The 12,270-nt window shown below is 71.9% G+C and carries 12 protein-coding genes; 2 read left to right on the top strand and 10 right to left on the bottom strand.

What is annotated here, in order from left to right; genetic code table 11:
- Positions 1 to 118: 118 nt before the first annotated feature.
- The 3 genes from ruvB to ruvC are packed head-to-tail and all read right to left on the bottom strand — an operon-like array spanning position 119 to position 2,300.
- On the bottom strand, positions 119 to 1,186 hold the full coding sequence (gene ruvB / locus AB0K00_RS06850) for a Holliday junction branch migration DNA helicase RuvB (protein WP_363516546.1): 1,068 nt from the start codon (positions 1,184 to 1,186) through the stop codon (positions 119 to 121).
- Positions 1,183 to 1,791, bottom strand: coding sequence for a Holliday junction branch migration protein RuvA (gene ruvA / locus AB0K00_RS06855; protein WP_363516549.1), 609 nt, complete (start codon positions 1,789 to 1,791; stop codon positions 1,183 to 1,185). Before ruvA ends, ruvB begins: the two co-directional genes overlap by 4 nt.
- Positions 1,788 to 2,300, bottom strand: coding sequence for a crossover junction endodeoxyribonuclease RuvC (gene ruvC, locus AB0K00_RS06860; protein WP_363516552.1), 513 nt, complete (start codon positions 2,298 to 2,300; stop codon positions 1,788 to 1,790). Before ruvC ends, ruvA begins: the two co-directional genes overlap by 4 nt.
- A gap of 140 nt (positions 2,301 to 2,440) precedes the next feature.
- Here ruvC and AB0K00_RS06865 point away from each other — a divergent pair, with 140 nt between their 5' ends.
- Both AB0K00_RS06865 and AB0K00_RS06870 read left to right on the top strand, forming a co-directional pair.
- The gene (locus AB0K00_RS06865; RefSeq protein WP_363516555.1) at positions 2,441 to 3,235 is read left to right on the top strand and encodes a 3-hydroxybutyrate dehydrogenase; all 795 of its coding nucleotides are present in this window, start codon (positions 2,441 to 2,443) and stop codon (positions 3,233 to 3,235) included.
- 43 nt (positions 3,236 to 3,278) lie between these two features.
- Positions 3,279 to 5,168, top strand: coding sequence for a helix-turn-helix domain-containing protein (locus tag AB0K00_RS06870; RefSeq protein WP_363517614.1), 1,890 nt, complete (start codon positions 3,279 to 3,281; stop codon positions 5,166 to 5,168).
- Between the two features lie 97 nt (positions 5,169 to 5,265).
- Here AB0K00_RS06870 and AB0K00_RS06875 read toward each other — a convergent pair whose 3' ends face one another.
- The 7 genes from AB0K00_RS06875 to AB0K00_RS06905 form a co-directional block, all read right to left on the bottom strand.
- Complete coding sequence (locus AB0K00_RS06875) at positions 5,266 to 5,880, bottom strand: TetR/AcrR family transcriptional regulator (RefSeq protein WP_363516558.1); 615 nt, start codon at positions 5,878 to 5,880, stop codon at positions 5,266 to 5,268.
- A gap of 58 nt (positions 5,881 to 5,938) precedes the next feature.
- Complete coding sequence (locus AB0K00_RS06880) at positions 5,939 to 7,531, bottom strand: MFS transporter (protein WP_363516561.1); 1,593 nt, start codon at positions 7,529 to 7,531, stop codon at positions 5,939 to 5,941.
- 116 nt (positions 7,532 to 7,647) lie between these two features.
- The gene (locus AB0K00_RS06885; RefSeq protein WP_363516564.1) at positions 7,648 to 8,604 is read right to left on the bottom strand and encodes a branched-chain amino acid ABC transporter permease; all 957 of its coding nucleotides are present in this window, start codon (positions 8,602 to 8,604) and stop codon (positions 7,648 to 7,650) included.
- Complete coding sequence (locus AB0K00_RS06890; RefSeq protein WP_363516567.1) at positions 8,601 to 9,473, bottom strand: branched-chain amino acid ABC transporter permease; 873 nt, start codon at positions 9,471 to 9,473, stop codon at positions 8,601 to 8,603. Before AB0K00_RS06890 ends, AB0K00_RS06885 begins: the two co-directional genes overlap by 4 nt.
- 4 nt (positions 9,474 to 9,477) lie before the next feature.
- Entirely contained in the window at positions 9,478 to 10,719 is a 1,242-nt protein-coding gene (locus AB0K00_RS06895) for an ABC transporter substrate-binding protein (protein WP_363516570.1), read from the bottom strand.
- A gap of 10 nt (positions 10,720 to 10,729) precedes the next feature.
- Entirely contained in the window at positions 10,730 to 11,422 is a 693-nt protein-coding gene (locus tag AB0K00_RS06900; protein WP_363516573.1) for an ABC transporter ATP-binding protein, read from the bottom strand.
- Positions 11,409 to 12,170 carry an ABC transporter ATP-binding protein gene (locus AB0K00_RS06905; RefSeq protein ID WP_363517617.1) on the bottom strand — a complete coding sequence of 254 codons (762 nt, stop codon included), beginning with the start codon at positions 12,168 to 12,170 and terminating at the stop codon, positions 11,409 to 11,411. The genes AB0K00_RS06900 and AB0K00_RS06905 overlap by 14 nt, the downstream gene beginning before the upstream one ends.
- Positions 12,171 to 12,270 lie beyond the last annotated feature (100 nt).

Genomic DNA, 12,270 nt, shown 5'->3' on the forward strand with positions numbered 1-12,270 from the left:
TCTGGGCGCTCCGAGCGAAGTATGAAGTCCGCGCGGCGGACCGCGGCGAGTCTAGTCGGTGTGTCGGAAGACACGCAGACCGGCATCTATCACGGTCCGATCACGACAGCTTGGGACGCTACGGCTCCAAGCTGAAAAGATCGGGCATTTGCGACGATGTTCCCCCTGCGTGGCTCCCGCCACCGACGGTACCAGCGGGAACCGGCAGTCCGAGGTGGCGCCATGCGCTCGGCGTGGCCACTCGCCCACGCGGTGTACGCGCCAGCAGCCCGGTGCGCAGCAGGAAAGGTTCACAGACCTCTTCGACGGTGTCGGGTTGCTCGCCGACGGCCACCGCGAGGGTGGACAGCCCGACCGGTCCCCCGCCCTGGCGGATCAGCGCCCGCAGCACCGCCCGGTCGAGGCGGTCCAGGCCGAGCTCGTCGACGTCGTAGACCGCGAGGGCGGCCTTGGCCGCGGCCAGGTCGACCACGCCGGTGCCGCGCACCTCGGCATAGTCGCGGACCCGGCGCAGCAGCCGGTTGGCGATGCGGGGCGTGCCGCGGGAGCGCCGCCCGATCTCCACGGACCCCTCGTCGGTGATCGGCACGTCGAGGATCCGCGCCGACCGGGCGATGATCAGCTCCAGCTCGTCCGGGTCGTAGAACTCCAGCTGACCGACGAACCCGAAGCGGTCCCGCATCGGGCCGGTCAGCAGGCCGCTGCGGGTCGTCGCACCGACCAGCGTGAACGGCTCGACGTCCAGGGGGATCGCGGTCGCGCCGGGGCCCTTGCCGACGACGACGTCGACCCGGAAGTCCTCCATCGCGCTGTACAGCAGCTCCTCGGCCGGCTTCGCGATGCGGTGGATCTCGTCGATGAACAGCACGTCGCCCTCGGACAGGCTGGTGAGCACCGCGGCGAGATCCCCCGCGCGCTCGATCGCCGGGCCGCTGGTCATCCGCAGGCCGGCGGACAGCTCCGCGGCGACGATCATGGCGAGGGTCGTCTTGCCCAGGCCCGGCGGGCCGGACAGCAGGATGTGATCCGGTGGGCTGCCGCGGCGCAGCGCGCTCTGCAGCAGCAGGTCCAGCTGCTCCCGGACCCGGTGCTGACCGATGAGCTCGGCGAGCCGCTTCGGGCGCACGCTCTGCTCGGCGGCCTGGTCCTCCTCCGCCGCGTACGCACTCACGAGAGGGTCGGTCACCGGATGGTGCCCAGCATGCGGATCGCCTGCTTGAGCAGCACCGGCACCGGCGGCACGGTGCCGCCGTCGAGCTGCTCGGCGACGGCGGCGACGGCCTGGTCGGCCTGGCCCGCGGTCCAGCCGAGGCCGGTGAGCGCCTGGCGGACCTGCTCGGCCCAGGCCGCGCCGGCGCCGACCCCGACGAGGGCCGCGCCGTCGCCGGGCAGCGCGCCGATCTTGTCGCGCAGTTCGAGGACGAGGCGCTCGGCGCCCTTCTTGCCGATGCCGGGGACCCGGGTCAGCGTCGAGGTGTCGTTGCCGGCGATGGCGCGGCGCACCACCTCCGGGGTGTGCACGGCGAGCACCGCCTGCGCCAGCCTCGGCCCGACCCCGGTCGCGGTCTGCAGCAGCTCGAACAGCCGCCGCGCGTCGTCGTCGGCGAACCCGTAGAGCGTCAGGGAGTCCTCGCGCACGATCAGCGACGTGGACAGCCGGGCCTCCTGCCCGACCCGCAGCTCGGCCAGCGTGTGCGGGGAGCACTGCACGGCGAGGCCGACCCCGCCGACCTCGATCACCGCCCCGTCGGGCGACACGGCGGCGACCCGCCCCCGCACACTCGCGATCATCGTGCTCTCCTCAGTGCCGCCTGGATGCGGTCCCGGGTGCCGCCCCTCCAGACATGACAGATTGCCAGAGCCAGGGCGTCGGCGGCATCGGCGGGCCGGGGCGCGACCTGCAGCCGCAGCAGCCTGGTCACCATCGCCGTGACCTGTGCCTTGTCCGCGGCGCCGTTGCCGCTGACGGCGGCCTTGACCTCGCTGGGGGTGTAGGTCTGCACCGGCAGGCCGGCCCGGGCGGCGACGAGGATCGCGACCGCGCCCGCCTGCGCCGTGCCCATGACGGTGCGCACGTTGTGCTGGCTGAAGACCCGCTCCACCGCGACGGACTCGGGGCGGTGCTCGGCGACGAGGGCGGTGAGCCGCTGGTCCAGGTTGAGCAGCCGGTGCGCCAGGTCCGTGTCCGGGTCGCTGGTGACCACCTCGTAGTGCACGAGCGTGCACGGCCGGCCGGGCACGCCCTCGACCACGCCGACGCCGCAGCGGGTCAGCCCCGGGTCGACCCCCAGCACGCGCACCCAGACCCCCTCAAACGTGTGTTCGACACACTAGCCGACGCGCCGCGCGGACCGGGAACACGACACACACACCGAGTCCGGCGAAGGTATGTGGGCGGACCCCATGGGACGCACGCGCGAAGGCTCGTACGTTTCCCGCCATGACGACGCCACATCCCGTTCCGCCGCACCAGGTGGTCGCCCTGGACCTGCGTGGCCGGACCGCACTGGTGACGGGCGCCGGCAGCGGCATCGGCCGGGGCGTCGCCGTGCGCCTGGCCGCCGCCGGTGCCAGGGTGGTCGCCGTCGACCGGGACGCCGAACCCCTCAAGCTCCTGGCCGACGAGCTGGATGTGGTACCGGTGGTCGCCGACCTCTCCGACCTCGCTGACGCCGAGCGCCGGCTGGAGGAGCACTGGCAGGCCGACGTGCTGGTCAACAACGCCGGCCTGCAGCACGTGGCGCCCCTGGAGGACTTCCCGCCGGAGCGGTTCGCCTACATCCAGACCGTCATGGTCGAGGCGCCGTTCCGCCTCGCCCGGCGGGTCCTGCCGCACATGTACGCGAAGGGCTGGGGCCGCGTCGTCAACATCTCCTCCGTGCACGGCCTGCGGGCCTCGCCGTTCAAGGCCGCGTACGTGACGGCCAAGCACGCCCTGGAGGGCCTGTCCAAGACCGTCGCCCTGGAAGGCGCCCCGCACGGCGTCACCAGCAACTGCATCAACCCGTCCTACGTGCGGACCCCGCTCGTCGAGGGCCAGATCGCGGCCCAGGCCGCCACCCACGGCATCGACGAGGACGAGGTGGTGGAGAAGATCATGCTCACCAGCGCGGCGATCAAGCGGCTGATCGAGCCGACGGAGGTGGCGGAGCTGGTCGCCTACCTGTGCACCGACGCGGCCTCCTTCATCACCGGCGCGTCGGTGGCGATCGACGGCGGCTGGACAGCGCACTGACCGTCACCAGCACCACCGGCACCAGCACAATGGGAGCGTGACGATGCTGGAGTACCTGGAGCTGCTCGCGCGGGAGGCCGCCGCGGTCGAGTTCGAGGGCCCGCTCGTCGCCGCGCGCAACGCCGGCCTGCCGCCGGACCGCCTCGCCGAGCTCGAACAGGCCAAGCTCGTCGCCCTGCGGGTCCGGGCGCTGCTGGAACGCCGCCGCCGCCGCGAGGAGGAGCTCTCCGGGCTGTTCGACACCGCCAGCGACCTCGCCGGCCTGCGCGACGTCGACGCCGTCCTCGCCGCCATCGTGCACCGGGCCCGAACCCTGCTCGGCGCCGACGTGGCGTACATGACGCTCAACGACGAGCAGCGCGGCGACACTTACATGCGGGTCACCGACGGCTCGATCTCGGCCAAGTTCCAGGCGCTGCGCCTGCCGATGGGCGCCGGGCTCGGTGGCCTCGTCGCGCAGACCGGCAGCCCGTACGTGACGGCCAACTACCCCGAGGACGCCCGCTTCCGGCACACCGGCGACATCGACGCGGGCGTCGGCGAGGAGGGTCTCGTCGCGATCCTGGGCGTGCCGCTGCGGCTCGGCTCGCGCATCATCGGCGTGCTGTACGCGGCGAACCGCTCCGCCCGCCCGTTCGCCCGCGAGGAGGTGTCGCTGCTGGTGTCCCTGGCCGCGAACGCCGCCGTCGCGATCGACACCGCCCGGCTGCTCGGCGAGACCCAGGCGGCCCTGGAGGAGCTGTCGGCGGCCAACGGCATGGTCCGCGCCCACAGCGACTCCGTCGAACGCGCCGCCGCCGCCCACGACCGCATGACGGCCCTCGTGCTGCGCGGCGCCGGCGTCGAGGACATCGCCGAGGTGGTCACCGAGGTCCTCGGCGGCGCGCTGCTGGTCCTGGACGCCGACGGCCGGCAACAGGCCAGCGTCGGCGCCCTCGAGGCCCCCGACGCCAGCGCCATCGCCGAGGCCCTCGCCGCCTCCCGGACCGAGGGCCGCAGCGTGCGCCGCGGCCCGCTGTGGGTCGCCGCGGTCGTCGCCGGCGCCGAGAACCTGGGCGCGCTGGTGCTGCGCCCCGACCGTCCCCTGGTCGACGCCGACCAGCGCATCCTGGAGCGGGCCGCGGTCGTCACCGCCCTGCTGCAGCTCTTCCGCCGCACCGTCGCCGACGCCGAGGGCCGGGTCCGCGGCGAGCTGCTCGACGACGTCATCACCCGGCCCGTCCGCGACGCCGAGTCCCTGCGCACCCGCGCGAAACGGCTCGGCGTCGACCTGGACGCCCCGAACGTCGTCGTGGCCGTCGGCGAGGACGCCGTCGCCGCCGGCTCGGCCCGGCAGCGCGCGGTGTCGTGGGCGCAGACCTACGCGCAGGCCCGCGGTGGCCTCGCCGCCGCCCGGGACGGCCACGTGGTGCTGCTGCTGCCCGGTGAGGCGGCCGGTCCCCTGGCCCGCACGGTCGCCCGCGACCTCGGCAAGCTCCTCGGCCGGCCGGTCACCGCCGGCGCCGGCGGGCCCGCGACCGGGCCGGCCGGCATCGCCGCGGCCTACCGCGACGCGGACCGGTGCGTCATCGCCCTCGCGGCCCTCGGCCGGGGCGGCGCCGGTGCCAGCACCGCCGAGCTGGGCTTCGTCGGGCTGCTGCTCGGCTCCGCCCCGGACGGCCGGGACCGTGACGTCGAGCAGTTCCTGGGCTCCACCATCGGCCCCGTCGTCGACTACGACGTGCGCCGCGGCACCGCTCTGGTCAAGACGCTCGAGGCGTACTTCGGCGTCGGCGGCAGCCTGGCCCGCGCCGCGGAGCTGCTGCACGTCCACGTGAACACGGTGACGCAGCGCCTCGAACGCATCGGCCAGCTGCTCGGCGCCGACTGGCAGAAGCCGGAGCGGGCCCTGGAGGTCCAGCTGGCCCTGCGCCTGCATCGCCTGCGCGCCTGAACCAGGCGCAGCGATATATCGAAATTTCGGACATGTCGGTCGGCGTCAGCCGGCCGACATGTCCGAGAAAAGGCCCGAGGACAGCCGGAGGGGAACCTCAGGCGTGGGCGCCGCGCAGCACCGCGTCCACGAGGCGCTCGGCGAACTGCTCGTCGGCCACATTCGGGTTCCAGCGCAGGATGTTCTGCGCCAGGGTCGGCCCCGACAGCATGAGCAGGGTCAGCTCGATGTCGAGGTCGGCCCGCAGCTCGCCGCTAGCCATGCCGCGCCGCAGCACGGCCCGCATCACGTCCCGGCGGGGCTCGATGACGCCCTGGTAGACCCGGTGCATCTCCTCGCCCTTGGCGAGCTGGGGCAGCAGGCAGGCGGTGACCTTGCCGTAGTGGTCCATGCGCTTGGTGCGCATCCCGGAGATCAGGGTCACCAGGTCGCCGCGGACGGACTCCCCGGCAAGCTCCGGCGGCGGGCCCTTCATCGCCGTGACGGCGTCGATGAGCAGCGCCTCCTTGTTGGGCCAGCGGCGATAGATCGTCGCCTTGCCCACCCCTGCCTTCGCAGCGACCGCCTCGATCGAGATCGCGTCGGCGCTCTGACCGCTGCTGAGCAGCTCCATGACCGCGTCGATGATGGCCTCGTCCGCGCGGGCGCTGCGGGGCCGACCGGGACCCTTACGGTCCTGGTCGGCCACCACATCCACGCTCGCCGTCGTCATGGCTTCCATTGTTGCCGAGTTCTCACCTGGAAGCCACACACGGCTGGTTCGCCGGTCATCACACGTCTACCAGCTCGACGCCCTGCTCCTCGGCGACGCTCTCCGCGACCGTGGGCGCGGGGGCGGAGGCCGGGCGCTTGCCGGGCAGCCAGACGAACGCGACGGCGGCACCGAGGACCGCGAAGACCGCGGAGCCGATCGCCGAGTAGTGCATCGCGGTGATGAAGGCGTCGTTCGCGTGCTGGATCAGCGCCTGCCCGGCGGGCCCTGCGTTCGCCGCCACGCCGTACGCACCGGAGATCGACTCGTCCGCGACGTGCTTCGCGGCGGCCGGCAGGCCGGTCGTGGAGGACTCGACGCCGCTGCGGTAGTAGGAGCTGATGACGGCGCCGAGCGCGGCCACGCCCAGGGCGCCGCCGATCTGGCGGATGGTGTTGCTGACGGCCGATCCGACGCCGGCCTTCTCCCGGGGCAGCGCGGCCATGATCGCCTCTGTCGCGGGCGGCATCACGTTGGCCATGCCGACGCCCATGATGAAGAACAGCGCGCCGACGACCCAGATCGGGGTCGAGGCACCGATGAAGATCCAGCCGGCCAGGCCGGCCGCGACCATGAGCAGGCCGGTGGTGCTGACCGCCTTGGGGCCGTAGCGCTTCACCATCGCGGCGCTGCGCGGGGCGAAGACCAGCTGGCCGAGCGCGAACGGCACGAACAGCGCGCCGGAGGCCAGGGGACCGTAGCCGCGCACCAGCTGCAGGTAGAACGCGCTGGTGAACATGGCGCCCATGGCGGCGAAGAAGACCAGGCCGATCATCGCGGTGGAGGCCGAGAACTGACGGTTGGCGAAGAGCCGCACGTCCAGCGACGGGAACTCGACGCGGCGCTCGTAGAGCACGAACGCGGCGAGGACGACCACGGAGGCGACCAGCGCGCCCCACGACTTCGGCTCGCCGAAGCCGGACTCGCCGCCCTCGATGACGCCGTAGGTGAGCAGGGTCAGCCCGATGATCGACAGGATCACGCCGACGAAGTCGATGCGGCCCGGCTTCGGGTCCTTCGACTCGGGGACGAGCACGCTGACCATGATCACGCCGGCAACCACGATCGGGACGTTGATCAGGAAGACGGAACCCCACCAGAAGTGCTCGAGGAGCAGGCCACCGACGATCGGGCCGATCGCGACGCCGAGACCGACGGCGCCGGCCCAGACGCCGATCGCCTTGCCGCGCTCGCGCGGATCGAAGACGTTGGCGATGATCGACAGGGTCGACGGCATGACCGCCGCGGCGCCGAGACCCATCAGGGCGCGGGCCCAGATCAGCTGGCCGGGGGTCTCGGAGTAGGCCGAGACGAGCGACGCGATGCCGAACAGCGCCAGGCCGACGGTCAGCGAGATCCGCCGGCCGAGCCGGTCGGCGAGGATGCCGGCGGTGAAGAGCAGGCCGGCGAAGACCAGGGTGTAGGAGTTGATCGCCCATTCGAGCTCGCTCTGGGTCGCGCCCAGGCCGTGCTTCGGATCGGCGATCGTGCGCATCGCGACGTTGAGGACGGTGTTGTCCAGCACGACGACGAGCAGGCTGATGACGAGCACGCCGAGGATGGCCCAGCGTCGAGGATGTCCGGTGTTGGGTGGAGCGGTGGTGGCGTCCATGTGTCCATGCCCCCAGTGAGCGAACGCGATACGATACGGAACAGTTCCGTATCCTCGACCAACGTAAGGGAAGGCCAAGCGATACGGAACCGTCTCGTATCAGAATGTGCCCGTGATCACAGACGCTTGCGGAGCAGCCACAGCGCCGAGCCCCACAGCCCGCGCCGGAAGAGCAGCACGACGAGCACGAAGATCCCGCCGGTGACGAGGCCGATGAGGGTGAAGCCGGCCTGCGACAGCTGGTCCTCCAGGTTGACCACCAGCGCCGCGCCGACCACCCCGCCCCACAGGGTGCCGATGCCGCCGAGCACGACGAGCACCACGCCCTTGCCCGACGTCGTCCAGTGCACGACGTCCAGGGACACGAACCCGTGCGCGACGGCGAACAGCCCGCCGCCGAGCCCGGCGACGAACGCCGACAGGACGAAGACCAGGAGTTTGTACCGGTGTGCCGGGTAGCCCAGCGCGCGGGCTCGGGCGGGGTTGTCCCGGATCGCGACGAGCACCCGCCCGAAGGGTGAGTGCACGATCCGCCACGCGAGCAGCATCCCGAGCGCGGCGAGGGGCAGCGCCGCGTAGTAGAAGTAGTACGGGTCGGACAGGTCGAGCCCGAACAGCTCCCGCGGCACGCTCTGCAGCCCGTTCTCGCCGCCGGTCACCGACGACCACTCGTTGGCCACGAAGTACACCAGCTGCGCGAAGGCCAGGGTCACCATCGCGAAGTAGATCCCGGAGCGTTTGACCGCGAGGTAGCCGATCGGCACCGCGAGTCCCGCCGCGGCGAGCGCGCCGCCGAGCACGGCGACCGGGAAGGGCACGCCCAGGTGCGCGGCGATGAGCCCGGCGGTGTAGGCCGAGGTGCCCCAGAACGCGGCGTGCCCGAAGGACAGCAGCCCGCCGTAGCCGAGCAGCAGGTCGATGGCGACGGCGAACAGGGCCCAGCACAGCATGTCGACGGCGACCGCCGGGTAGAGCCCGTTGGGCAGCCACAGCGCCACGACGGCGCCGGCCACGACCAGGGTCCAACCGGCCCAGCGAGGCGTCCTGACCCGTTGCAACAACAACGACGTCATGCCGGGGTCTCCTCCCGTCCGAACAGCCCGGCCGGGCGGAACAGCAGCACGAGGGCCATGACCAGGAAGATGAGGGTCTGTGCGAGCAGCGCCGGGCCGTAGGCCTCGCTCCACGCCTGCAGCAGGCCGATGCCGAAGCCCGCGGCGACCGAGCCGAAGACCGAGCCGAGCCCGCCGATGACGACGACGGCGAAGACGCCGATGATGAGGTCGGCGCCCATGAGCGGGTTCACCGCCCGCATCGGCGCGGCGAGGACCCCGGCGAGCGCGGCGAGGGCCACCCCGAAGCCGAACACGGGCGCGATCCACCGCCCGACGTCGATGCCGAGGGCCCGGGTGAGCTCGGGGCGTTCGGTGGCCGCCCGCACGACCGTGCCGACCCGGGTGCGGGTCAGTAGCCACCACACGCCCGCGCACAGCAGCACGGCGACGCCGAAGACGAAGACGCGGTACGCCGGGAAGTCGAACAGCCCGAGGTCGACGGTGCCGCGCAGCCCGGGCGGCGCGCCGTAGGGGTTGGACTGCGAGCCGTAGCGCGACTTCACCACGTCCTGCAGCATCAGCGTGAGCCCGAAGGTGAGCAGGAAGTTGTACAGCGGATCCAATGTGGACAGCCGGCGGATCAGCGTGCGTTCCAGCAGGATGCCGAGCAGGCCGAGCACCACGGGCACGACGAGCAGCGCCCACCAGAAGGAGATCCCGGCCTCGGCGAGCAGCACGTAGGCGCCGAACGCGCCGAGCATGTAGAACGCGCCGTGGGCGAAGTTGACCACCCGCAGCATGCCGAAGATGACGGCCAGGCCGAGGGCGAGCAACGCGTAGAAGCTGCCCCCGACCAGTCCGTTGAACGTGTGGGTGAGGAAACCCATCGGACTACAGCTTGCAGTCTGCCGACGGGGCGCGGAACGCCTCCTGGGCCGGGATGGTCTTCACGATCTGCTCGTAGTCCCAGGGTTCCTTGACCTCGCTGCCCGGCTTCACCTTGGCGAGGTAGGCGTCGTGCAGCACCCGGTGGTCGGCGGCCCGGAACTCGCCGTTGCGGAGGAAGAAGTCGTTGACCTTCTTGCCTTCCAGCTGCTTGACGACGGCGTCGGCGTCGTCGGTGCCGGCCGCCTGCACCGCCTCCAGGTACTGGGTCGCGGCGGAGTAGTTCGCGGCGTGCGCGAACGTGGGCCGCTGCCCGCCGGCGCGGGCGGAGAACTTGTCGGCCCAGGCACGGTTCTCGGCGTCGAAGTTCCAGTACCACGCGTCGGTGAACGTGGTGCCCGCGAGGGCGTCCGGGGTCAGGGAGTGGATGTCGGTGAGGAACATCAGGCCGACGGCGAGCCCGACGCCCTTGTCCCGCAGCTTGAACTCGTTGTACTGCTTGACCAGGTTCACCAGGTCGGCGCCGGCCTGCATGGTGCCCAGCACGTCGGGCTTCGGGTTCAGCGTCGGCGCCTTGAGCAGGAACGTGGAGAAGTTGTCGTTCGGGAACGGGGTCGGGTCGCTGGCCACGACGGCGCCGCCGCCCTTGGCGATCGCGGCCTTGAACGACTTCTCCATGTCCTGGCCGAACGCGTAGTCGGGGTAGACGATGTACCAGTTCTTCGCGCCGGCCTGGGTGGTCGCGGTGCCGGTGCCGTTGGCGAGCATCGCGGTGTCGTAGGCGTAGTGGAACGTGTACTTGTTGCAGGACTTGCCGGTCAGGTCGGTGGTGGCGCCGGAGATGTTGAAGTAGAGCTTCTTCTGGGCCTTGGCAACGTCGGCGACCTTCAGTGCGGCCGAGGACGTGGGCACGTCGAGGATCGCGTCGACGCCGAGCCGGTCGTACATCTCCGCGGCGCGGGTGTTCGCCACGTCGGGCTTGTTCTGGTGGTCGGCGGTCTCCACCGTGATGTTCTTGGTGACGGCCTTGTCGCCGTACTTGGCCTTGAAGTCCTCGATCGCCATCTTCACGGCCTCGACAGAGTTCTTGCCCGACAGCTGTGCGTACACGCCGGACTGGTCGTTGAGGACGCCGAGCACGATCTTGTCGCCGGTGAGTTTCGAGTCCCCGCCGGAGCGGGGGCCACCGCCGCCGCAGCCGGACAGGGCAACGCAGAGCACGGCACCGGCCGCGAGTGTCTTTTTCACGAAATATCCCCTAGATGCCGAGGTGGGCGAGGAGTTCGGCCTCGCGTGAGCGGATGTCGGTGTTGTCGAACTCGCCGACGACGCGTCCCTCGGCGAGGAGGTAGTGGCGGTCGGCGACGGTGGTGGCGAAGTGGATGTTCTGCTCGACGAGCAGGACGGTGACGCCGTGGTCCTTGGCCCGCCGCAGGATCTCGCCGACCTGCTGGACCAGCAGCGGGGAGAGCCCTTCGGTGGGTTCGTCGCAGAGCAGGACGGTCGCGCCCATCCGCAGCACCCGGGCGAGGGCGAGCATCTGCTGCTCGCCGCCGGAGAGCTTGGTGGCGGGACTGGCGCGGCGGGTGTACAGCGCCGGGAACGCCTCGTGGACCTGCTCCAGGCTCCACGGGGCGGGGCCGACCACCGGGGGCAGGGTGAGGTGTTCGGCGACGGTCAGGGTGGCGTAGGCGCCGCGGTCGTCGGGCACCCAGCCGAGGCCGCGCCGGGCCCGCTGGTGGACCTTGCGGGCCGTGAGGTCCTCCCCGGCGAGGTGTACGGCACCCGACTGGCCGGTGTGCAGCCCCATGACGCACCGCAGCAGGGTGGTCTTGCCGGCGCCGTTGCGCCCGCTGAGCGTGACCACCTCGCCGCGCTCGACGTGCAGGTCGACGTCGCTGAGCACGCGGGCCTCGCCGTGCCAGGCCGACAGCTTCTCAATGCGCAGCATCCGCACTCCCCAGGTACGCCTCGATGACCCGCGGGTCGGCGCGGACCTCCTCGTAGGGGCCCTCGACGAGGACCTTCCCGGCCTGCAGCACGGTGACGGTGTCGGCCAGCCGCCCGACGACGCGCATGTTGTGCTCGACCAGCACCACGGTGCGGCCGTCGCGGACGGCGGCGATGAGCTCCACGGTGCGGTCGACGTCCTCGAGGCCCATGCCGGCGGTTGGTTCGTCCAGCAGCAGCACCTTCGGATCCAGCGCCAGGGCGATCGCCAGTTCCAGGGCCCGTTTCCGCCCGTACGCGAGGCTGCCGGCAAGGGTCTCCCCCGCGTCGCCGAGGCCGACGAGGTCGAGCAGCTCACCGGCGCGGGCCGAGAACCGTTCGAGGAGCCGGTGGCTGCGCCAGAACCGCCAGCCGAGCCCGGTCGCGCTCTGCAGGGCCAGTTCGACGTGGGTCCGTGCGGTCTGCTGCGGGAAGAGGCTGGTGATCTGGAAGGACCGGGCGACGCCGAGCCGGGCGACCCGCTCCGGCGGCAGCCCGGTGATGTCGCGGCCGCCGAGCTCGATCCGCCCGGCGGTCGGCGCGAGAAATCCGGTGAGCAGGTTGAACAGCGTCGTCTTCCCGGCGCCGTTGGGTCCGACGAGCGCGTGCACGCTGCCCGCGGCGACGGTCAGGTCGACCTGGTCGACGGCGCGGAAGCCGCGGAAGTCACGGGTGAGGCCGCGTGCGGTCAATGCGGCTGGACCGTCCAATGGGGACACACCTCCTCCTGGCGGTGGGCGGGCGGCGGGCACATGTGGCCCGCCGTTGCGGCGAACGCTATGACCGGCGCCACACCCAGGCCATGGAGGC

It is taken from the genome of Dactylosporangium sp. NPDC049525, assembly GCF_040676755.1.
Classification (GTDB): Bacteria; Actinomycetota; Actinomycetes; order Mycobacteriales; family Micromonosporaceae; genus Dactylosporangium.

Coding starts and splice junctions, on each gene's coding strand:
- AB0K00_RS06880 (WP_363516561.1), bottom strand. CDS start 7,531: ATGGACGCCACCACCGCTCCACCCAACACCGGACATCCTCGACGCTGG.
- AB0K00_RS06900 (WP_363516573.1), bottom strand. CDS start 11,422: ATGCTGCGCATTGAGAAGCTGTCGGCCTGGCACGGCGAGGCCCGCGTG.
- AB0K00_RS06875 (WP_363516558.1), bottom strand. CDS start 5,880: ATGACGACGGCGAGCGTGGATGTGGTGGCCGACCAGGACCGTAAGGGT.
- AB0K00_RS06890 (WP_363516567.1), bottom strand. CDS start 9,473: ATGGGTTTCCTCACCCACACGTTCAACGGACTGGTCGGGGGCAGCTTC.
- AB0K00_RS06870 (WP_363517614.1), top strand. CDS start 3,279: ATGCTGGAGTACCTGGAGCTGCTCGCGCGGGAGGCCGCCGCGGTCGAG.
- AB0K00_RS06865 (WP_363516555.1), top strand. CDS start 2,441: ATGACGACGCCACATCCCGTTCCGCCGCACCAGGTGGTCGCCCTGGAC.
- AB0K00_RS06885 (WP_363516564.1), bottom strand. CDS start 8,604: ATGACGTCGTTGTTGTTGCAACGGGTCAGGACGCCTCGCTGGGCCGGT.
- ruvA (WP_363516549.1), bottom strand. CDS start 1,791: ATGATCGCGAGTGTGCGGGGGCGGGTCGCCGCCGTGTCGCCCGACGGG.